The sequence below is a fragment of the Brevundimonas sp. Root1279 genome, assembly GCF_001425945.1.
In the GTDB taxonomy this organism is placed as follows: domain Bacteria; phylum Pseudomonadota; class Alphaproteobacteria; order Caulobacterales; family Caulobacteraceae; genus Brevundimonas.
The window spans coordinates 251,259-272,532 of the sequence record NZ_LMEB01000009.1 but is presented as its reverse complement, the minus strand read 5'-3'; the positions used below and the strand labels follow the sequence as shown (position 1 = coordinate 272,532).

13 protein-coding genes and 2 pseudogenes are annotated in these 21,274 nt (G+C 68.2%); 7 read left to right on the top strand and 8 right to left on the bottom strand.

The window, feature by feature from the left end:
• Positions 1-106: 106 nt before the first annotated feature.
• The 3 genes and pseudogenes from ASC65_RS17760 to ASC65_RS14875 all read right to left on the bottom strand — a co-directional run.
• Positions 107-2,743: pseudogene (locus ASC65_RS17760) on the bottom strand (calcium-binding protein); the annotation flags it as partial.
• 396 nt (positions 2,744-3,139) lie between these two features.
• A complete protein-coding gene (locus tag ASC65_RS14880; RefSeq protein ID WP_056455025.1) occupies positions 3,140-4,438 on the bottom strand; it encodes a PQQ-dependent sugar dehydrogenase in 1,299 nt (432 codons plus the stop codon).
• Positions 4,435-4,866, bottom strand: coding sequence for a DUF2231 domain-containing protein (locus tag ASC65_RS14875; protein WP_056455024.1), 432 nt, complete (start codon positions 4,864-4,866; stop codon positions 4,435-4,437). The genes ASC65_RS14880 and ASC65_RS14875 overlap by 4 nt, the downstream gene beginning before the upstream one ends.
• A 154-nt stretch (positions 4,867-5,020) precedes the next feature.
• On the opposite strand from ASC65_RS14875, the gene ASC65_RS14870 reads away from it, so the two are divergent.
• Together ASC65_RS14870 and ASC65_RS14865 are read left to right on the top strand one after the other, a co-directional pair.
• On the top strand, positions 5,021-5,758 hold the full coding sequence (locus ASC65_RS14870) for a cytochrome c oxidase assembly protein (RefSeq protein ID WP_056455023.1): 738 nt from the start codon (positions 5,021-5,023) through the stop codon (positions 5,756-5,758).
• Positions 5,755-6,465 carry a cytochrome b gene (locus ASC65_RS14865; protein WP_056455022.1) on the top strand — a complete coding sequence of 237 codons (711 nt, stop codon included), beginning with the start codon at positions 5,755-5,757 and terminating at the stop codon, positions 6,463-6,465. Before ASC65_RS14870 ends, ASC65_RS14865 begins: the two co-directional genes overlap by 4 nt.
• 19 nt (positions 6,466-6,484) lie before the next feature.
• Here ASC65_RS14865 and ASC65_RS17780 read toward each other — a convergent pair.
• Positions 6,485-6,937: pseudogene (locus tag ASC65_RS17780) on the bottom strand (c-type cytochrome); the annotation flags it as partial.
• Positions 6,938-7,151: 214 nt separating this feature from the next.
• Here ASC65_RS17780 and ASC65_RS14860 point away from each other — a divergent pair.
• Genes ASC65_RS14860 through ASC65_RS14845 form a run of 4 tightly spaced genes read left to right on the top strand, consistent with a single transcriptional unit; the run spans position 7,152 to position 11,314 of the window.
• Positions 7,152-7,523 (top strand): c-type cytochrome, encoded by a 372-nt coding sequence (locus tag ASC65_RS14860; RefSeq protein WP_056455019.1) that lies wholly within the window; start codon positions 7,152-7,154, stop codon positions 7,521-7,523.
• The gene (coxB, locus tag ASC65_RS14855) at positions 7,516-8,469 is read left to right on the top strand and encodes a cytochrome c oxidase subunit II (RefSeq protein ID WP_056455016.1); all 954 of its coding nucleotides are present in this window, start codon (positions 7,516-7,518) and stop codon (positions 8,467-8,469) included. Before ASC65_RS14860 ends, coxB begins: the two co-directional genes overlap by 8 nt.
• A complete protein-coding gene (locus tag ASC65_RS14850; RefSeq protein WP_235561510.1) occupies positions 8,466-11,018 on the top strand; it encodes a cbb3-type cytochrome c oxidase subunit I in 2,553 nt (850 codons plus the stop codon). The genes coxB and ASC65_RS14850 overlap by 4 nt, the downstream gene beginning before the upstream one ends.
• A 14-nt stretch (positions 11,019-11,032) precedes the next feature.
• Positions 11,033-11,314, top strand: a complete 282-nt coding sequence (locus ASC65_RS14845; protein ID WP_056455008.1) for a hypothetical protein — start codon at positions 11,033-11,035, stop codon at positions 11,312-11,314.
• Between the two features lie 355 nt (positions 11,315-11,669).
• Here ASC65_RS14845 and hemA read toward each other — a convergent pair whose 3' ends face one another.
• The gene (hemA, locus tag ASC65_RS14840; protein ID WP_056455003.1) at positions 11,670-12,884 is read right to left on the bottom strand and encodes a 5-aminolevulinate synthase; all 1,215 of its coding nucleotides are present in this window, start codon (positions 12,882-12,884) and stop codon (positions 11,670-11,672) included.
• A 409-nt stretch (positions 12,885-13,293) separates the two neighbouring features.
• Between hemA and ASC65_RS14835 the strand changes: the two genes are divergently transcribed.
• Positions 13,294-14,892: a calcium-binding protein gene (locus ASC65_RS14835; protein ID WP_056455001.1), complete on the top strand. Its 1,599-nt coding sequence runs from the start codon at positions 13,294-13,296 to the stop codon at positions 14,890-14,892.
• Between the two features lie 71 nt (positions 14,893-14,963).
• On the opposite strand, the gene gmk is transcribed toward ASC65_RS14835, so the two are convergent.
• From gmk to ASC65_RS14820, 3 genes are all read right to left on the bottom strand, one after another.
• The gene (gene gmk, locus ASC65_RS14830; protein ID WP_056454999.1) at positions 14,964-15,605 is read right to left on the bottom strand and encodes a guanylate kinase; all 642 of its coding nucleotides are present in this window, start codon (positions 15,603-15,605) and stop codon (positions 14,964-14,966) included.
• 154 nt (positions 15,606-15,759) lie between these two features.
• Entirely contained in the window at positions 15,760-16,563 is an 804-nt protein-coding gene (locus tag ASC65_RS14825) for a DUF3313 family protein (RefSeq protein WP_056454995.1), read from the bottom strand.
• Between the two features lie 122 nt (positions 16,564-16,685).
• Positions 16,686-21,134 (bottom strand): beta strand repeat-containing protein, encoded by a 4,449-nt coding sequence (locus ASC65_RS14820; RefSeq protein WP_056454994.1) that lies wholly within the window; start codon positions 21,132-21,134, stop codon positions 16,686-16,688.
• Between the last annotated feature and the right edge of the window lie 140 nt (positions 21,135-21,274).

The following is a 21,274-nucleotide window of genomic DNA, read 5'->3' as shown; positions in this document are numbered from 1 at the left end:
GTGTACGAGCCGATGCGGGCCTCGACGGTGTCGATGCCTTCGCCGGCCAGCTCGACGCAGGTGTCGAAGGCGTCCAGCACGTAATAAAGCCCAGCAGGGTGTCGGTGCCGATGCCGCCGTGCAGGACGTTGTTGGAGGCGTTGCCGATCAGCAGGTCGTTGTAGACCGAGCCGGTCAGGTTCTCGATGCCGGTGAAGGTGTCGGTAGCCCCGTCGCCGTCGTTGGTGGCGCGCATGGTGTCGAGACGCGCCGTCACCCCGGCCGCGGCCAGGGTGTAGTCGACGGTGTCGACGCCGGCTCCGCCGTTCAGAACGTCCACGCCGCCGCGGCCGCGCAGGTTGTCGTCGCCATTGCCGCCGGTGATGGTGTTGGCCTGGGCGTTGCCCGTCGCCGCGAAGTTCCCGGTCCCGCCGAAGACGAGGTTCTCGACGTTCAGGGCCAGCACATAGGCGTTGATCCGGGCCTCGATGGTGTCGGTCCCTTCGCCGGCGACCTCGACGACGGAGTCGTTGGCCTCGAGGACGTAGCGGTCGTCGCCCAAACCGCCCTGGAGCTGGTTGACGACGCCCGAACCGCCCCAGATCACGTCATTGCCGGCCAGGCCGAGCAGGGTGTCGGCCCCGAGGCCGCCGCGCAGGATGTTGGCGTTGGCGTCGCCGATCAGGGTGTCGTTGAAGGCCGAGCCGGTCAGGTTTTCGATCGAGGAGAAGGTGTCCGTCCCGCCGTCGCCGTCGTTGCTGGAGCTGTTCGAGTTGAGCTGGGCGCGCATGCCGGCGGCCGCAGCGGAGTAGTCGGCCGTGTCGATGCCTGCGCCGCCATTGAGGACGTCCACGCCCGCGCCGCCGGCGAGGATGTCGTCGCCGATATACCCGTTCAGAATGTCGGCCCCGCCGAATCCAAACATGGAATCATTGTCTCCAACGGCTTCCAGGGTCTCACCGGCATCCGTGCCGAAGACCTGATATGCGACGAGGTCTGACGCGGCGATCTCCATCGCCCCCAAACGCAGGCGTTCGACGGAGGTCAGTCCATCGACGCCGTCGACGCCTCTCACGGTGATCTCTCCAGCGGAGACGATGATCGAAACGGCTCCGGCGGCAAAAACGGCCGTGTCGAATCCGTCGCCTCCCCAAAGGTTGTCATCCCCCTCGCCGCCGATCAGAAAATCGTCGCCGTCCTCACCCTGGAGCGTATCGCGGTAGGCGCCGGCCCCGCCGAGAAGGGTGTCGTGGCCACCGCCGCCGTAGAGCGTGTCGGTTCCTGCGCCCCCGTCCAGCAGATCATCGCCCGCGGTCATCGGCAGCAGAGCGCCGAGGCCACTGTCCCCCTGCAAGGTGTCGGACCCGTCGCCGCCCAGAAGGGTGTCATCGCCCGATCCGCCGAACAGCCTGTCAGCGCCGCCGAACGCCTCAAGGTGGTCATCGCCCTCCTGGCCGGCCAAGGTTTGAGCGCTGTCGTTCCCGAATATCCGATCGTCACCGCCGTAGCCGGAGTAACTCCCGCCGACCGCGCTCCCGACGCGAAGCACGTCGCTAAAGTTTGTCAGGCCAAGCGCGCCGACTTTCTCGAACCCGATCAGGGAGCCCCCCTGGACCGCTGTGAGCGCGCCAAACGTATCCGCTCCGAGATCTAACGTCAGGGCCGACGTGCGTCCGACGAGGGTCAGGAAGAGGCTGTCGCTGTTCGCTCCCCCGTCGGCGACATCGCCGTAGCCGACGTGGATCTCGTCGTTCCCGGCGCCCCCGTTGATCGTATCGACGTCGCCGTCGTCAAGAGCGCCACCGGTTACGAGTACGCCGTCGGTATTGGTTGCGGAGCCTACGATCGACCAAGATCCAAAAAGGCCGTCTGCAGCATCCCCTCCTTCGATAGTGTCGCGCCCGAACCCGCCGTAGAGGTAGTCGTAGCCGGCAGCCCCCGTAAGGATGTCGTCCCCTGCCTCGCCGTAGATCACGTCATTTCCCGCGGTGCCCGTGACCGCGTCGGCGAAGAGGGTGAGCGCCACGCTGTAGGTCTCGAAGCCTGACAACTGGCCTCCAAGGGCCGCGCCGAGGACGCCGTCGGCATTGATCTGAAGATCGAGGTCTACGCCAGCCGCCAGGCGGGTAAGGTCGACGAAGACATGATCCATGCCATCGCCGCCGGAAGCGATGTCGGCCAGCCCGGCGTAGATGTCATCGTCGCCTGCCTCGCCGTCCAGGACGTCGATTTCTTCGTCATCCTGCCCGACATAGGTCGTGAACCGGAGGTGCTCGACCGGCTCCCCGTAGAGATGGGTATTGAGCCGGGCGGTGAGCTGCCCCTCCTGTCCGATGAGGACGTCGTTCCCCGCGCCCCCGTAGACGCCGTCAGCCCCGCTTCCGCCAATAAGGATGTCGCCGCCGCTATTGCCGAACAGAGTGTCATCGCCGGCTCCGCCCGTGATGCCGTCTCCTTCGTTGTCGCTGAGCGGGTAGGTCTCGTCGCCCCCCCTGATCACGTCATCGCCGCTGCCGCCGTCGATCAGGTCAGTGCCGTCGAAACCCTCGATTTCTTCGGAGGCGTCCGTCCCGGTCAGGGTATCGATCCCATTTGTACCGGAGATGGGCAGCAGTGCCGAAAGCTGGACGCCATTCCGCTGCGCCGCCACGCTCGTCACATGAGCAAGAGGGCCGCCGGACCATTTGGGATGGAGCAGGCTACCGACACCCCCGCTGTTTTCCAGCGCCCGGTCGTCGCCGGCGAGGCCGGTGTTGTTTGACATGAGTGTTCCCCGCACTTGAACCAATAGGCAGGGCGATACGCTGACGCTGCACTTCCCCTTAAGGCGAAGCTAGTGGGTCGATCAGCGGGTGTACATGCTCTCACCTGCACTTCGTCGTCCGCCACCGAGGCTGTCGGTGACAGAATCTCGGACAGGTGTCGATCCGCCGGGCGCGCCATTTTCCTCTGCAGAGGCGCGACCGCCGCCGTCAAAAACGAGCCGTGAGGTCGTCCGGCGCCTTGTGGCGCTGCAGAACAGGCCGCCGCCCCCCTTGGGGCCGGCGCCGACCTCGGCAGTCGAGACGCTGATCGTCCCGGTCGCCAAGGGCTCCGCCGAACGACCGGCCGAGGTCGTTGCGGTAGCGCGCGCCGGCCGGATTGATGACGGTTGTCGCCATCAGCGCGCAGGGGCGACCCGCCAGACGGTGTTGGACAGGTCGTCGGCGATCAGCAGGATGCGGCGCTGCGGATCGAAGCTCACGCCGACCGGTCGTCCCCGCGCCTCGCCGTCGGCCAGGAAGCCGGTGACGAAGTCGACGGGCCGCCCCACCGGACGGCCGTTGGCGAAGGCGACCCAGATGACCTTGTACCCGGACAGGTCCTGCCGGTTCCAGCTGCCATGCTCGCCGATGAAGGCGCCCTGGCTGAAACGCCCGCCGAAGCCGCCGTCAGTCGCGAAGCTGAGGCCCAGCGCGGCCACATGCGAACCGAGCGCATAGTCGGGCGCGATGGCGCTGCGCACCTGTTCCTCATCCGCAGGGCGGACCCGCGGATCGACGTTCTGGCCCCAATAGCTGTACGGCCAGCCGTAGAATGCGCCGTCGCGAACCGAGGTCAGATAGTCGGGCACCAGCTCCGGTCCCAGTTCGTCCCGCTCATTGACCACGGCCCACAGTTGGTTCGAGGTCGGCTCGATCGCCAGCGCGGTGGGGTTGCGGATGCCGGTCGCGAGCGTGCGGCGCGCGCCCGTCAGGCGATCGATCTCCAGGACCACCGCCCGATCCTCCTCGACGGACATTCCGCGTTCGCCGACGTTGCTGTTCGAGCCGACGCCCACATACAGCTTCGTCCCGTCCGCGCTGGCGGCCAGCGACTTGGTCCAGTGGTGGTTGACCTCGGACGGCAGCCTGGTGACGACCTCGCCCGGCGTGGTGATGCGGGTCTGCCCGTCCTGATAGGGGAAGCGCAGCAGAGCGTCCTGGTTGGCGACGTAGAGATTGCCGTCCACGAAGGCGAGACCATAGGGCGCGTCGAGATTCTCGATGAAGACGGTCCGCACTTCGGCCGTCCCGTCGCCATCAGCGTCGCGCAGCAGAGTAATGCGGTTGCCGCCCTTCACCTTGGACTTGCCGCCCGCCTTGATCACCCCGGCGATCACGTCCTTGGGCCGCAGCTTGGGCGCATTGCCGCCCGAACCTTCGGCGACCAGGATGTCGCCGTTGGGCAAGACGAGCATCTGGCGCGGGATCTTCAGATCCGTGGCCATGGCGGTGATGGTGAAGCCCTGGGGCACCGTGGGCAGGTCGCCGTCCCAGCCGGTGGGCGAGGCGATCTTCATGGGCGGGATCAGGGTTTCGTTCCGCTCCGGAAGCTGGGGGCTGGGACCGGTCTGGTCGAGGTTCTCGGCCGGGCGTCCGCAGCCGGTCATGGCTACGGCGAGGGTAAGGGCGGAGGTGGCCAGCAGACGGCGCATCATCGGCCTCCCTCCCGGATGGATTGCGCGGTTCCGACCCAGGCGGCGGCGAAGGCCAGCAGGGTGCAGACGATGGACATCACCAGGCCCGGGGTTCCGACCGAGCTCCAGCCGTCGCGGCTGTGCTGCAGGGAGTTGAGGAAACCGATGACGAAGGCGACGGCGAGCAGGCCGGACAGCAGCACGGCCGAGGTCCGCTCCGGCGTCCGCCACTGCTGGATCAGGCTGATCGCCGACCAGGCCAGCAGAACGCCTGTGAACACCTCAGCCCCAATGATCAGCCATTGGGAGAAGTTGGTCCACTGAATCACCTCGGTGCGCAGATAGGCGATGTCGCTCAGCAAGCCGCCGGCGAACAGCGCCGCCGGGAAGCCCAGAAGGATGGAGCGTGTCGTCTGCAGTGGCCGCGCGGCCAGTCCCTTCAATGTCATTCGTGCGTCATTCCTGTTCAGCCTGTGCCGTCGCCAACCCGTCGGACGCCGTTTCGTTGCCGCATTCCCGGGGAACCACCGGACGGGCGCGGGGCTTCTCACGGTGAAGCTGCCGAGGGGCCGCCATCATCCGCCCGCCGACCGAGTTCGCCGCATGACGCCCGACGCCCTGACCTGGCTCCCGTACTGCGGCCCGGCTCCAGCGCCTGGCGACTGGCGATGGAACCTTGATCCACTCCTGCTGATCGCGCTCACCGCCATGGCCGCGCTGGCGCTGTGGCGGGGCCGGGGTCAGGCGCGATGGCTGGGTCTGGCCGCCGTCGCGGTCTTCGGGGTCATCTTCGTTTCCCCCCTGTGCGCGATCAGTTCGGCCCTGTTCTCGGCCCGGACCGTACACCACGTCCTTCTGGTCGCGGTCGGCGCGCCGCTGCTGGCGGGGACTCTGCCCGCGGGGCGAGCGGGGTCGCTGACCCTGGCGACGGCGACGCAAGCGATCCTCTTCTGGGCGTGGCATGCACCGTCGGTCTACGCCGCCGCTCTGTCGAGCGACGCGGCCTACTGGCTCATGCAGGCCAGCCTGCTGGGCAGCGCCGTCTGGTTTTGGACGGGGGTGCGCCGCGCATCGGCGCCGTCAGCGGTCGGGCATCTGCTGCTCGCCATGGTGGCCATGGGTCTGCTGGGCGCCCTGCTGACCTTCGCCGAAGCCCCCCTGTACGCGCCCCACCTGCTGACCACCATGGCCTGGGGTCTGACGCCGCTGGAGGATCAGCAGGCCGCGGGCCTGATCATGTGGGCTCCGGCGGCGGCGATCTATCTGGCGGCGGCTCTGATCCTCCTCGGCCGCTGGATCGGACCGGACCGTCCTGTTGTCCACGTGGATCCGTCCGCGTGATCGACCGGCTCATCGCCAATGTGCTGGAGTGGGCCGCCGGACACCACGATGAAGGCCGCTTCTCGCCGGTCGCCATCGTCTTCCACTGGACCATGGCGGGGCTGGTCAGTTTCCAGCTGTTCTGGGGCTGGTGGATGGGCCAGCTCCCGGTCGGCGGCGACAAGGTGGCGGCGCAAAGCCTGCACTACGCCATCGGGGTCCTGATGTTGGTGCTGGCCATGGGGCGTGGCGCGTGGCGGCTGCTGGCGCCCGGTCCGATCAACGACGCGGACAAGCCGGGCTGGGAAAGCCATGCCTCCACCGTCACCCACTATCTGTTCTACATCTGCCTGTTCGGGCTGCCGCTGAGCGGATGGGCCATCGTCTCGGCGACAGCCCGCGAGCAGGACCTGACCCTGCTGGGCCTGACCTCATGGCCGCTGATGCCGTTCCAGGATCTGTCAGCGGTGAGCCGCTGGCGAATGGAGGCGATCACCGAATGGATGCACTGGGCGCTGGTCGTGACCCTGCTCCTGCTCATCCCGATCCACATCGGCGCGGCGCTGAAGCACCAGATTATCGATCGGGACGACGTACTCCACGGGATGCTTCCGGTCGTGCCGCAGCCGAAGCCGCGACGGACGCGCTGGCAACGGCGGTATCGGGCGGTGGAGCAGCGGGTGCGCGCTCTAGCCAGGCGGCGATTTGGGCTATCTCGGCGTCGGTGAGCCCCTTCACCGCATCGATCATGACCCCGCGCGGGTCATTGCGACGCTTCGCCTCGCGCCACCGGTGCAACTGGTCGGCCGTATAGGCGGCGGGTTGGCCCGCGATCGCCGGATTGCCGAAACCCACGCCCAGACCGTCCGCGCCGTGACACGATGCGCAACTGGCCACGCCCCGCGCGGGGCGCCCGTTCAGATAAAGGTCAGGCGGCGGACCGGCTGGGCCCCGCGATGGCGGCGAGGGCATGTCGGCGTAGAACTGCGCCACCGCCCGGCGGTCACCGTCGTCCAGCCAGCGGGCGACCTCGCGCATCACGACGTCCTGCCGGACGTCCTTCGCGTAGTCCTCCATCTGCTTCTGCAGATAGCCGGCATCCAGCCCCGCCAGCCGGGGAACGCTGACGCCGTCGCCCGCGCCGTCCAGACCATGACAGCTGAAACAGGCGTTGGCCGGTCCGCCCTCCCCGCCGCCCATGGCGATGATTTCACCCGTGCGCGTGTAGGCGGCCCCCGTCTCGTTGGCGGGAGGCGCGCAGGCCGCAAGCGGCAGCAGCAGAAGCAGGGGCAGGACACGCACATCCCGCCAACACCGCCCGACCGCCACGGTTCCGCTTCAGGCGGAACCTTGACCATGGGGACGGGTTTGATCGGCAGCGGCGAAGAGGCGCGATGACGATTCCCGAGTTTCCATGTCCGGCGTGAGGCGGGGCGCGATCGCCTTGGCCACGACCCTGTGCGCCTGTGCGGACAAGTCGGATCCGCCCCGGACCATAATGGGCGCGGACGCGAACCATGGGCTCGAGGTGATCGAACGCATGGGCTGCGCCGCCTGTCATGACACGCCCGGCGTCGCCTGGCCCAAGGGACTTGCCGGCCCCTCGCTTCACGGTTTCGCCGACAGCCCGATGATCGCGGGACAGTTCCCGAACCGCCCCGAATCGCTGATCGCCTTCCTCAAGGATGCGCCCTCGATGGCGCCCGCCACCGCCATGCCCGCCATGCCTTTGACCGACTCCGAGGCCCGCGACGTGGCCGCCTACCTGTACACGCTCCATGACTAGGGCCGCCGACGGAACGGCGGCCTGGCCGCCCGCGGCGCTGGACCCGGCGGGGCCTTTCGCCGAGCCCCTGCACACTCTGTCCTGGGTGCTGTTCGCCATGGCCGGCTCGGTGCTGCTGATCGTCGTCGTGGCCCTCGCCGTCGCCCTGTTCGGCCCCCGCCGCTGGCGCGACAGGCTGGGCGGGCGCAAGCTGGTGTGGATCGGCGGCTTCGCCTTCCCCGTCATCGTGCTCACCGCCCTGCTGATCTATGGCCTGGGGCTGACCAGCCACCTGACGCAGGAGCCCGGTCCCGGCGAAATGCGCGTGCGCGTCACCGGCGAGATGTGGTGGTGGCGCGTCGCCTACCTCGACGACCAGGGCCGAGAGGCGTTCCACGACGCCAACGAGCTGCACATTCCGGCCGGACAGCCCGTGGTGATCGAGCTCGACTCCGCCGACGTGATTCACAGCTTCTGGGCGCCGCGTCTGGCCGGCAAGGTCGACATGATCCCGGGCCGTCGCAACCTGATCCGGATCCAGGCCGACGCCCCCGGCTCCTACGGAGGTCAATGCGCCGAATACTGTGGCGGCCCCCACGCCCTGATGGGCTTCGTCGTCGTGGCCCATGAGCCGGCGGCGTATCAGGCGTGGCGCGCCCGCCAGGCCGCGCCGTCACCCGCCGCCCTGCAGACCACCGCCGGATCGCAGGTCTTCGCCCGCGCCGGCTGCGGCGCCTGTCACACGGTGGCGGGCACGGCCTTCAATGGGCAGGCCGGGCCGGACCTGAGCCACGTCGGGTCGCGGCGAACGCTCGGCGCGGGCATCCTTCCGAACAACCAGGGCGTGATGGCGGGCTGGATTTCGGACAGCCAGTCGATCAAGCCCGGCAACCGGATGCCCGCCTATCCGGTGCTGACCGGCAAGGAACTGCGCGACGTCTCCGGATGGCTCGAGAGCCTGAAGTGAGTTCACAGTTCGAAAAGGAAACCGGGTTCGACACCGCCCTCTACGAGCGCTTCCCGACGACGGGACCGCGACCGGATGGCGAGCTGGAAGAGCTGGAGCGCATCTGGTGCCGCCCGAAGGGCTGGCAGTGGATCACCGCCATCAACAACAATTTCGTGGGCGTCTACTACGTCGGCGCAGCCATGCTCTTCTTCGTGCTGGCGGGCATTCTCGCGGTCCTGATGCGGACCCAGCTGGCCGTGCCAATGGCGGGCGTCCTTCCGCCCGAGACCTACAACCAGATCTTCACCGTGCACGGCACGATGATGATGTTCCTGTTCGCCGTCCCCGCCGTCGAGGCGTTGGCGGTGCTTTTGCTGCCTCAGATGCTGGGGGCGCGCGACCTGCCTTTCCCCCGCCTCAGCGCTTACGCCTTCTGGGCCTACCTGATCGGCGGGCTGGCCTTCTTCTGCTCGCTCTTCTTCGGCCTCGCGCCGAACGGCGGCTGGTTCATGTATCCGCCGCTGAGCTCGACGGCCTTTTCGCCTGGGATCAACGCCGACTTCTGGCTGCTGGGCATCGGCTTCATCGAGATTTCGGCCATCGCCGGCGCCATCGAGATCATCGTCGGCGTGCTGCGAAACCGCGCGCCCGGCATGACGCTGGACAAGATGCCGATCTTCGCCTGGGCCATGCTGATCTTCGCCGGAATGATCATCATCGCCTTCCCGTCGGTGATCCTGGCGACCACTCTGATGGAGCTGGAACGGGTCTTCGGCTGGCCCTTCTTCGATCCGGTCAAGGGCGGCGACCCGATGTTGTGGCAGCACTTGTTCTGGTTCTTCGGCCACCCCGAGGTCTACATCATCTTCCTGCCCGCGGCGGGGGCCATGTCGACCATGATCCCAGGCATCGCGCGGATGCCCCTACTGGGCCACAACGCCGTGGTGCTGGCCATGCTGGCCACCGGCTTCATCAGCTTCGGCGTGTGGGCCCATCACATGTTCACCACCGGCATGCCGACCATCTCCACGAGTTATTTTTCGGCGGCGTCGATGGCGGTGTCGGTGCCCGCGGGCGTGCAGGTCTTTGCCTGGATCGGGACGATCGCTGCGGGCAAGATGCGTTTCACAACGGCGGGACTGTTCGTCACCGGGGCCATCGTCACCTTCGTCATGGGCGGGCTGACCGGCGTCATGGTCGCCATGGTCCCCTTCGACTGGCAGGCCCACGACAGCTACTTCATCGTCGCCCACCTCCACTATGTGCTGATCGGAGGGATGGTCTTCCCCTTCTTCGCGGCTATCTACTACTGGCTGCCCATGTCCTCGACCCGCCCGCTCAGCGAGCGGATGGGCAAATGGGTCTTCTGGCTGATGTTCGCGGGCATGCACGTGACCTTCCTGCCGATGCACCTCAGCGGGCTGATGGCCATGCCGCGGCGGGTCTTCACCTATCTGCCGGGACGCGGACTGGAGCTGCCCAACATGATTTCGAGCATCGGCGCGGCGATCACCGCCATCGGCGTCCTGCTCTGGGTCATCGACATGGCCCGCAACTTCCGCCCCTTCGGCGACCGCGACGCGGGCAACATCCATGACGCCCCCGGACTGGAGTGGCTTCCCACCGGCCTCTATTCGGTGCGCTCGGTGCCCGTCGTGAACAGCCTCTATCCGCTCTGGGAGCAGAAGAATCTCGCCCGCGACGTCGAGGGGGGCCGCTACTTCCTGCCCAACGCCCCCACCGGCGAGCGCGAGACCATCGTCACCTCTACCCTGAACGCCGAGCCGCAATATCTGCAGCGCATGCCGTCGCCCTCGCCCTGGCATGTCTGGGCGGCGATCTTCACGGCGGGCTTGTTCCTGCTGCTGACCGTGCAGGCCTACGTCGCATCGGCCATCAGCGGGATCCTGGCCGTCTGGTGCATCATGCATTGGTGCTGGATGCTGGATCGACCGCACATCGCAGAGACGGTCGATATCGGCGGCGGCATCCGGTTGCCGACCTATATGAGCGGTCCGTCCAGCCATGGCTGGTGGGCCATGGTCATCACCCTGATCGTGGCGGGCATGGTCGCCCTGCTGGCCGGCTTCAGCTACGTCTTCCTGTGGAGCCGAAATCCGCAGGATTGGCTCGCGCCGCCACCCTCCACGAGTCTCTACCTCACGCTCGGCGCGAACCTCATCGGGGCCCTTTTCGCTTGGCTGTCGTGCAGAGCGTTGTCGCTGGACCGTCCGCGCAGCCCGGTCATCGCCACCCTGCTGATGCTGCTGGCCGCCGCCGCGCTCGGCGCGGCCTGGTGGATCGACTTGAACGGCTGGATCGACGCGGGTCTGCAGGCATCGGCCACCGGGCAGGGCGCCACCGTCTTCGCCCTGCTGTCCTGGCACGGCTTCTTCATCGGCATCGTCGCCCTGATGGCGCTCTACGCCACGCTGCGGCTGGTCTTCGGGCACGTTGAGGCGCGCCGGCGCTCGACCTTCCAGCTGATCGCCCTGTTCTTCGCCTACTCCGCCGGACAGGGCGCTTTCTCGGCCGCCCTCACCGCCCTGTTCCCGGGGGCGCTGTGAGGACCTGGGCCTGGATGACCGGCGGTCTGATCGTCTGGGCCGTCCACTTCATCGGCGTTTATCTGATTTCCAGCGTCGCAGACGTCGTGGCGACGGCCGACGACGCAGGATGGCGCATGGCCGGGCTCGCCTTCAGCGGGCTTTGCGCCTTGACCGCCGCCGCCTCGCTTTGGGCCGCCCTCCGGCGCCTGCGTGATCGCAAAGACGCTTTCGCGGGTCAGATCGCCGCATTCGGATCCGGTGTGGCGGTCATCGCCATCGTCTGGCAGGCCTTGCCGACGGTCATAGGCCACTGAGGGGCGCAGGCTCTTTGGGGTTTCTGACTCAAGGCAAGGCTTGTCCGCCGAGCGCCCGCAGCAAAAAGGGCCGCCCCGTCGGAGGGGCGGCCCTTCATTGTTCAGCCGCGTACGGCTACGTCAGGCGAAGGCCCCCGCCAGAGGGGAGGCCGGGCTCATCCGACGGGCCGCGCGCGGCGTGAGACAATGAGACATTCGACCACCTCCTTTCGTTGTTGAAACAGTAGGTTGGAGATAGGGGCCGCGCGGGCGGGTTCAAGGGGCGGTCGGTCCCAAGCTCGGGCGGGAGTTGTCGCAGCGACTCCGAGATGGTCGGCGCCGAAGGCCGCGGGGCCGGGCCGAGAATCCGGGCGCTCTAGGCCGCCAGCTTGAGCTCGAACAGGGCCCAGACCTCGACGAGGGCGGCGACCAGGTCGGCGATCATGGCCTCGTCGTGCAGGGGGCCGGGGGTGAAGCGCAGGCGCTCGGTCCCCTTGGGCACGGTCGGGTAGTTGATCGGCTGCACATAGACGCCGAAGTCGGAGAGCAGGCGGTCGCTGATGGCCTTGGCCTTGACCGGGTCGCCGACCAGCACCGGCACGATGTGCGTCGTCGAGGGCATCAGCGGCAGGCCGGCGGCGACCAGCGCCTGTTTGAGCAGGGCCGCGTGGCGCTGCTGGCCGTCGCGCTCGGCCTGGGAGGCCTTGAGGTGGCGCACGCTGGCCAGGGCCCCGGCGACCAGCACCGGCGACAGGGAGGTGCTGAAGATGAAGCCGGGGGCGTAGCTGCGGATGACGTCGACGATGCGCCGCTCGGCGGTGATGTAGCCGCCCATGACGCCGAAGGCCTTGGCCAGGGTGCCCTCGATGATGGTGACGCGGTCGGCGACGCCGTCGCGCTCGGACACGCCGCCGCCGCGCGGGCCGTACATGCCGACGGCGTGGACCTCGTCGAGATAGGTCAGGGCCCCGTATTTGTCGGCCAGGTCGCAGATGGCGGCGATGGGGGCGACGTCGCCGTCCATCGAGTAGACGCTCTCGAAGGCGATCACCTTGGCGGCGCCCGCGGGGGCGGCGGCGAGCAGCTCTTCAAGGTGGTCCAGGTCGTTGTGGCGGAACACGCGCTTGCTGCAGCCCGAGTTGCGGATGCCCGCGATCATCGAGGCGTGGTTCAGGGCGTCGGAGAAGATGATGCAGTCCGGCAGGACGGTGCCCAGGGTGCACAGGGTGGCCTCGTTGGAGACGAAGCCCGAGGTGAACAGAAGCGCCGCCTCCTTGCCGTGCAGGTCGGCCAGCTCGGCCTCGAGGGCGAGGTGGTAGTGGGTGTTGCCGCCGATGTTGCGCGTGCCGCCCGAGCCGGCGCCGACGTCGTGCAGGGCCGCCTCCATGGCCGCGATGACGGTCGGGTGCTGGCCCATGCCGAGGTAGTCGTTCGAGCACCAGACGGTGATCGGGCGCGGCTTGTCCGTCTCATGATAGCAGCGGGCGCGAGGGAAGGCGCCTTTGTTGCGCAGGATGTCGATGAATACTCTGTAGCGGCCTTCGGCGTGCAAGCTCGCGATGGCGCTGTCGAATGACGCAGAATAATCCACGGCAATGCCCCCTCTACATTATCCAGACGGGACCCGCCCTCCAGCACGCCACGTCGATACAGCCCGCCTGAAACATCCGGGAAAGGCTGGAGAGCGACAAGTGACACCATCGCCCTAGACCTTTCGGCCTATCGGGAGCTTGCCTACCCGGAAGGTCGTAGGGCAGCCCGGCGCCGCCCGGAGCGCCACGCGTCAAGCGCGTATCCCGCCCACCACCAGTTCGCCACAAGCCTTAATAGGCACTCGCCTCACAGGCGAAAACGCGCCCATCCCAATGGTTCCAAAGAAAAAATTGCCATTTTTTTACGGTGAAGCTGAGGCGAATTTCCAACACGCAGGTTTTGGTGGCCGCCGGAAAATAAGGCCGGATCTGGACGGCAAACCGCCGTCTCCCCAGGAGGTTTCAACCATGGCTACCACTCGCGTTACGTTTACCAGTTCGGAAGTCGGCAACGGCCTGAACAACGACTCCGGGCTCCTTACGGGCCAGGACGGCGGCGCCGCTGTACGGCTGCAGTCCCAAGATACTGACGGCGTCCTGACCGGTTCCGAGATCCGCGTCGGCGACGAAGGCCTGCGCCTGACGGCCGGCGCCGGCGACTTCTTCGACGTCCGTGACCTGGTGTCGGGCGACCAGCGCGGCGCGCTGTTCAGCTCGGTCAACCTCGGTTCGGACGGCATCGACGCCTTCCTCGGCGGCGACCTCAATGACTACATGAACGGCGGCCTGGGCGACGACCAGCTGCAGGGCGGCCTGGGCGACGACTTCCTGGTCGGCGGCGCGGGCGACGACGTCCTGACCGGCGCGGGCGGGATCGACAGCTTCATCGGCGGCGCGGGCAATGACCGCATCGACGGCGGCGTCGGCATCGACTGGGTCAGCTACGCCGGCTCGACGGCGGGCGCGACGATCCGCCTGAACGGCGGCGCGACCCTGGACGGCATGGGCGGCACGGACACCCTGTTCGGCATCGAGGACGCGACCGGTTCGGCCTTTAACGACACCATCATCGGCAGCGGCGTTTCGAACACCCTGCGCGGCGGCCTGGGCTCTGACTATCTGATCGGCATGGCCGGCGACGACGTCCTGGTCGGCGGGGCCGGTTCGGCCAACACGCTGCAGGGCGGCGTCGGCGACGACGTCTATGTCGTCAGCGCCAATGACACGATCATCGAAGCGTCCGGCGAGGGCGTCGACCTGGTCCAGACCACCAACGCCAGCCAGCGCCTGTCGGCCAATGTCGAAAATCTGACCTTCACCGGCACGGGCGAATTCCAGGGCGTCGGCAACGTCATGGACAACCGCATCATCGGCGGCGAGGCCCGCGACACCCTGATCGGCCTGGCCGGCAACGACACCCTGGTCGGCGGCTCCGGCGCGGCCAACCAGCTGTTCGGCGGCCTGGGCGACGACGTCTACATCGTCTCGGCCAATGACACGATCGTCGAAAACGCGGGCGAAGGCGTCGACGCGGTGGCCACCACCAACGCCCGCTTCACCCTGGGCGCCAACATCGAGAACCTGGACTTCACCGGCACGGGTTCGTTCACGGGCACGGGCAACGCCCTGGCCAATGTGATCCAGGGCGGCGAAGGCGATGACGTCCTGACCGGCCGCGGCGGCGACGACACCCTGGTCGGCGACCTGGGCACCGATGTCGCGGTCTTCACCGGCGTGCGCGCCGACTACACCATCGCCCTGACGCTTGACGGCTATCAGGTGACCGACAACACCGCCGGCCGTGACGGCGTCGACCAGCTGATGGGCGTCGAGCGCGTCCGCTTCGCGAACGGCGAAGAGTTCCTGCTGACCGACCTGTTCCCGATCCCGGCCGCCGACGCGCTGGCCAAGTCGGCAGGGATGCAGGTCATGCCGATCTGGGAAGACGCCTCGTTCGGCGCGGCGCAGGAGAAGGCCTTCTTCGAGCCGATGGGCGACGCTCACGACGCCATGCCGATCACGCCCCACGCGCTGGTCGAGTTCGGCCACAACGACGCCTGGCTCTAGACCTCCGATCCAAGTGTGACGGGAGGGGGCGCGGGCGACCGCGTCCCCTCTTCCCTTGCCGGAGGGAAGTCTCAGACCGCTTCGTGCAGCAGGGCCTGCTTGTAGCCTTCGACCCAGGTGTTGCGCTGACGACGGCTGCGTTCGGCGTGGTAGATGTGGGCCAGCTCGGCGTAGGAGCGGTCGAAGTCGTCGTTGACGAAGACATAGTCGAAGTCGCCGCAGTGCTCGATTTCGCCCTTGGCGTTGGCGATGCGGCGCTCGATGACTTCCTCAGCGTCCTGCGAGCGGGTCACCAGGCGGCGGCGCAGCTCTTCCAGGCTCGGCGGCAGGATGAAGACGCGGACGGCGTCGCCCGGGCATTTCGCGGCGATGTCGCGGGCGCCCTGCCAGTCGATGTCGAACAGCACGTCGCGGCCCTCGGCCAGGGCGCGGTCGATCGGGCCGCGCGGGCTGCCGTAACGGGCGCCGTGGACGTCGGCCCATTCCAGGAAGGCGTCGGCGTCGATCAGGCGCTGGAACTCGGCGTCGTCGACGAAATGGTAGTCGCGGTCGGCGACTTCGCCCGGGCGGATGCCGCGGGTGGTCATCGAGACCGACAGCTCCAGCCCCTTGTGATCGGCCATCAGGCGACGGCAGAGCGAGGTCTTGCCGGCCCCCGAGGGGCTGGCGACGATCAGGAGGACGCCGCGGCGGGGCGTACGTTCATTCGACAAGGTAGGCTTCCAGACATCAGACCGGGACGAACCGGGAATCCCGGGCGCCCTTCAAGGCGGTGTTAATCCGTGAAGCGGGCCGAAATTGAAAGCCCCGGCGGACAACCGAAACAGCGAGACGGGGCCATTCCGCCGAGTCGGCCGGTTCGTCGCATCAGTCCTGAACTGCGTCATCCTGTGCGGAAGCAGCGGGTCCGCCGCTCAGTTCAGGCTGGTACAGACCCGTCGCGACGCGCACGAGGAACCCCTCGGCCCGCACGCGCGGCCCGAAGCGCGCGCACGGATCCGGCGTCGGGATCGGGCGCACTTTCCTGTCCTTCGTCGAGAATGCATCTCCCACCATGTCACCGAGCGGCTCGGCGAGTTGGTGGGCGTCGCCGACCCGCGACAGCGACGGGCTGTCCGTACCGATGACCATGGCGTCGCGTCGCCAGACGATCGCTGCAGCCTGCCGGCCGTCTGCGGTCAGCAACTCAGCCTCCGCGCCCAGCCCGCCCGTGCCGCCCGGCGCGCGTACAGTGACCGGTCCCGGAATGAAGAAGTTCGCCACCGCCGCCGCCGCCGACCCCGCCGGATTGGTCGGGGCGATATGCGTAACCCCGATCCGGACGGAAGCGGCGTCTGGGCCGGGCTGGTCGGCGATGTCGAACCGTTCGCTCAGCTCGTAGCAGACCTGGCGATCGACCTCGGCGAGCACTGCCTGCCGCTCTCCCTCGCTCAGGACCGGATGGACCACCCCGAACACCTCTGCCGGAGCGATCCAAAGTCGCTGAACGCCGGAGGCGAGCACGTCATCCCTCCGCTCGTGAACCGAGGCGCGGACCGTATCGTCGCGGCGAGCCAGGCCCGCGTAGGACGAGAGGTAGCCCGAGGGCGAGGACGCCGGCGCGGTCGCACAGGCGGCGGCCAGGCCAGCGAGGCTCGTCACCATGGCGGCGGTCAGCAGTTTCTGCGGCATCGGCGGCTCCTTGAATGCGACGAAATACGTACGCCGGAGCCGTTTGGATGACCGATGAGCACGGGCCGTATCTCGGGCCCTGAGGTCCGGCGGGCCCGAGACGGGCCGCCGGACCTCAGGAATCAGAGCATCCAGTCGTCGTGGTGGTGGGCGCCGCGATGGTCGTCGAAGACGCTGAAGCGCGAGGCGCCATCGTCAACGGTCAGAATGTCCGCGCCGCTCGCCGCAACCGGGGCGTCGACCAGGCTCGGGGAGTCGAAGCCGCCGACCGCCGGCACGACCAGCGGCAGTTCGAGGCCCTTCGGCAGGATGAAGGCATCGTCTGTCAGGGGCGAGACGACGGCGCCGACGTCCTTGGCCGACAAGGCCGGAGCCGCGATGACCAGGTCGGCGAGCACGAACGTGCCGTCGGCGAAGCGGACTGTCTCGATCCTGAAGGTGTAGTCCGTCCCATCACGGCCGCCGATCGTGTCGACGATCTCGTATCGGCCCGATCCGATGTCGGTGATCACGTAGTCCGACCGGATACCTCTGAAGACGGCCATGTCGCGACCGTCATCGCCGTCAAGCAGGTCGTCGCCCGCTCCGCCGGTCAGGGTGTCGCGCCCGTCACCGCCGACGATGTAGTTGTTCGACGCGTTCCCGGTCCCAGCGAAATCGCCGTGGCCGCCGTACAGCAGTTCCTCAAGGTTGGCGCTGAGGGTGAAATTGCTGCGGTCCGTCTGGACCGTGTCGGTCCCCTGCCCGGCCAGTTCCACGATCGTGTCATTCGCGGTGACGATATAGATGTCGTCGCCCAGGCCGCCGTACAGGGTGTTGGCTGCGCCAATCCCGCCCCAGAGGGTGTCGTCCCCTCCCATGCCCAAGAGGACGTCGCGGCCCCCATCGCCAGTCAGCTGGTTGTCCAGGGCGTTGCCGACGATCAGGTCGTCCTGGCTTGACCCATAGACATTCTCGACCGCGACGAGGGTGTCCGTCCCGCCGAGCCCGTCCTGAGCGAAGTTGAGATCCAACCGCACCGTGACGCCGGTCATGGCGGCGCCGTAATCGACCGTGTCCACGCCTACGCCTCCCAGGAGGGTGTCGTTGCCGCCGAGCCCCTCCAGATGGTCGTCGCCGGCGCCGCCCGAAAGGACGTTGGCGCCGTGATCACCGCCCAGAACGTCTCTGACTGCAGAACCGGTCAGATTCTCGATGCCGACGAGCACATCTCGACCGCCATCGCCGTCGGAGGACGCCAGGCCGTGAAGGAGGCTCGCCTGCACGCCGATATGCGAGCTCGCACTGGCGTAGGTGGCCGTGTCGTTGCTTCCTGCGCCGCCGTCGAGGCTGTCGTTCCCCGCCGCGCCGTACAGCACGTCCGCACCCGCGCCGCCGGAGATGGCGTTGTCCAGGCCGTTGCCCGTGCCGATGAAGTTACCGCCACCGGTGTAGTGAAGCTCCTCGACATTGGCGACCAGGGTCAGGCGGTCGCGGGTCGTGAAGATGCGGTCGTGGCCCTGGTTGACCAGCTCGATGACGGTGTCGTTGGCGTCGACGTAGTAGTCGTCGTCGCCCGTGCCGCCCTGCAGTTGATTGGCCGCGCCCACGCCGCCGCGCAGGACGTCGTTGCCGTCCAGGCCGATCAGGGTGTCGGCGCCGCCGCCGCCGCTGAGGACGTTGCCGCCCGTGGCGCCGATCAGGATGTCGTTGAAGGCCGAACCGGTCAGGTTCTCGATGCCGGTCAAGGTGTCCGCGCCGCCGTCGCCGTCGTCGGAGACCGAACCGGCGTTCAGCTTGGCCACAATGCGCGCGGCGGCGTTCTGATAGTCGGCCGTGTCCACGCCGTCGCCGCCGATCAGGGTGTCGTTGCCCGCGCCGCCGGTGATGACGTCGTCGCCGTCGCCGGCGTCCAGGGTGTTGTCGCCGGAGTCGCCGGCGACCTCGTCGCCCTCGCTGTCCTCGCCGACGATGGTCAGGGTGACGGTGGCGGTCGAGCCGCTGTCCAGGGTGTAGGTGAAGCTGTCCGTGGCGGTCAGATTGGCGCCGCCCGAGGCCGTGCCCGAGAGGGCGTCGAAGGCGCCGTTCGGGTCGTAGCTGTAGGTCCCGTCCGCGTTCAGGGTCAGCAGGGCGCCCGAGGCCAGGGTGATCTGCGTCCCGACCGCGGCGGCCGAGCCGTTGACGGCGGCGACCACGAACGGCGGGCCGTCAGCGTCGCTGTCGTTGGCGACGACCGAACCGGTCAGGACGACGCTTTCGAGGGTCGAGTCGGCGTCGTCGGACGCCACAGCGGCGTCATCGACGTTGGCGACCGCGGCCGTGCCGGCGCTGGTGGCGGATTCAACGGTTCCGCCGGCGTCGGTGTAATAGACCACCACGCGGATCACCGCGCCGACGTCGGCGTCGCCGAGGATGTAGGTCGCCTGGTCGGAGCCGACGTTGACGTAGCCCGCGCCGGTGTCGCGCTGCCACTGGTAGTGCAGGGTTCCCAGGCCGTCGGCGTCGGCCAGGTCCGAGGCGTCGACGGTCAGGGTCTGGTCCTCGGCGACCACGCCGGAGATGGTCACGGAACCGGTGGGGGCGTCGTTCGTCCCGGTGATCGAGACGATGGTGGTGTCCGCCGCCGAGGTGGCCGTCCCGTCGGTGACGGTCCAGCTCACGGTGCGGCCCGCGCCCGGCGCGTCGCTGGTCGAGTCGAACACGACCTGCTGCAGCAGCGCCTGGTAGGTCGCCAGCGAGGCCGAGCCCGAGAAGGTGAGCACGCCGGTGAACGGGTTGTAGCTGTAGGTCACGCCGTTGACGACGCCTGAGGCGCTGCCGTCGATCGACAGATAGTCGTGCAGGGCGACCATGCCCGCGCTGATGCTGACGGTCGCCCCGGTGAGGTTCGCGCTGTCGATGTCGCGCAGCGCCGCGTTGGGCGCGAGGAGCACGGCGGCGCCGTTCTCGACGTAGGTCGCCGTCGTGCCGGTCTCGGAGCCATTGCCGTTCAGATCGACGAACGGGGCGTCGTTCACGGCGGTGACGTCGAGGGTGATAGTGTTGGGGCTCTGGTCGAGGTCGACCCCGGCATTGGCCGTGCCGCCGTCGTCGGACACCTGGAAGGTGAAGGTGTCATAGCCTGCGCCGTTGGCGTCGGTGGCGGGACGGTAGCGCACCAGGCCGGCGTCGATCTGGGCGGCCGTGACCGCGTCGCCGGAGACCAGGGTCGAGACGACCGCGCCGTCGCCATCGACGATGACGATCCACCCGTTGATCGGCATCGTCGTGATCACCACGCCGCCGAGGTCGTCGCGGTCGACGTCGGCGAAACCGAAGTCGGCGCCGGTGAAGACGTGCTCGCCGTCCTCGGCCAGGGTCACCGTGGCGTCAGCGCCGCTCGGCGCGATGTTCGGCGCGTCGGGGTCCTGGTGCGTGAGGTGGAGGCCGACGATCGTGCCGCCGCCCGAGGCGTTGCCGGTCGCCCAGGTCACGGTGACGTTGACGCCGTCGAGGACGGCGACCGGATCGTAGTCGGACGAGGCGTTGCTGGTCAGCTGCACCGGGCCGGCGTCGGGGGCGTAGGTGTTGTTGTAGGCGCGCGAGAACAGCTCGAAGTCGCTGGACGGGCCGGTCCCGCCGGTCGGGTCCTGCGACCAGATGATCTGGAAGCCGCCCCACGGGAAGGCCACGGCCGAGACCGTGCTGACGCCGTTGTCGTCGACCACGTCGTTGACCTGCACGGTGGCCTTCACCGTCGAGAGGTCGGCGCTGTAGACGCGGGCGGTGAGCTTGTCGCCGTCATCCAGGGCGCCGCCGCTGACGGGGCCGCCGACGTAGACCACCAGCACGTCGCCGTTGGCGAGATACGTCAGGCTGCGGATGGTGGTGTGGGCCCCGAGGTCGAGTTCGTTCGGCGGCGAGACCGGCAGGGCGCCGGTGGCGGCGCCGACGGTGAAGCTGGCCACGCGGGCGTGCACGTTGCCGCCGTCCAGCGGGTTGTTCTGGGTCCAGGACACGACGGCGTCGAAGCCGTTCAGGGTCAGCAGGGGATTTGAGACGCCGGTGTTGGCGAACTCGCTGATGCGGGTCTCTGGCGTCAGCGGGTTGAAGTTGGCGTCGAAGGTGCGCGCGACCAGCTGGGCGCCGCTGTAGTTGCCCGTGTACTGGGCCCAGACGACCAGGAAGTTGCCGTCCGGCAGGCGCAGGATCTGGTGATCGTTGCCGTTGTCGTCGTCCAGGCTGGCCGGATTGCTGATCGGCAGGTCGCCGCCGTGGCTGATGGAAGCGCCGGTGATGGTGTAGACCTGGGCGATCATCTCGACCGCGCCGGTCGGCGTGGCGTAGTCGGCGACGACGACGGCGAAGTGGGTCGCATCGATGGCCGTGACGCGCGGCATGGCCCCGTAGCCGCCGATGACCTCAAAGATCTCGTTGGTGACGGGCGTGCCGTCCGGGTTGATGACGCGGATGCCGAAGCTGTTGTTCCCCAGCGCGTCATAGTGCTCGTAGATCACGACCAGCTGGCCGTTGGGCAGGCGGGTGACCGCCGGCCGGACCTCGTTGTCGCCCGCGTTGAAGGGCGACACGACGAAGGGCGTGGTGAACGGCATGGAACTGTACTTTCGGATAACCGCGCGCGGCGGTGTGAAGTCTTTGGACTGGCAAAGCTTTCACGCCACGCCGCCCCCCAACGGCTCCGGATAGAGCGCGTCTCGGGGGCCGACAACCCGCAGATTGGGTACCCCTTAAG

Coding starts and splice junctions, on each gene's coding strand:
- ASC65_RS14860 (WP_056455019.1), top strand. CDS start 7,152: ATGTCCGGCGTGAGGCGGGGCGCGATCGCCTTGGCCACGACCCTGTGC.
- ASC65_RS14845 (WP_056455008.1), top strand. CDS start 11,033: ATGACCGGCGGTCTGATCGTCTGGGCCGTCCACTTCATCGGCGTTTAT.
- ASC65_RS14835 (WP_056455001.1), top strand. CDS start 13,294: ATGGCTACCACTCGCGTTACGTTTACCAGTTCGGAAGTCGGCAACGGC.
- coxB (WP_056455016.1), top strand. CDS start 7,516: ATGACTAGGGCCGCCGACGGAACGGCGGCCTGGCCGCCCGCGGCGCTG.
- ASC65_RS14870 (WP_056455023.1), top strand. CDS start 5,021: ATGACGCCCGACGCCCTGACCTGGCTCCCGTACTGCGGCCCGGCTCCA.
- ASC65_RS14825 (WP_056454995.1), bottom strand. CDS start 16,563: ATGCCGCAGAAACTGCTGACCGCCGCCATGGTGACGAGCCTCGCTGGC.
- ASC65_RS14875 (WP_056455024.1), bottom strand. CDS start 4,866: ATGACATTGAAGGGACTGGCCGCGCGGCCACTGCAGACGACACGCTCC.
- ASC65_RS14820 (WP_056454994.1), bottom strand. CDS start 21,134: ATGCCGTTCACCACGCCCTTCGTCGTGTCGCCCTTCAACGCGGGCGAC.
- ASC65_RS14880 (WP_056455025.1), bottom strand. CDS start 4,438: ATGATGCGCCGTCTGCTGGCCACCTCCGCCCTTACCCTCGCCGTAGCC.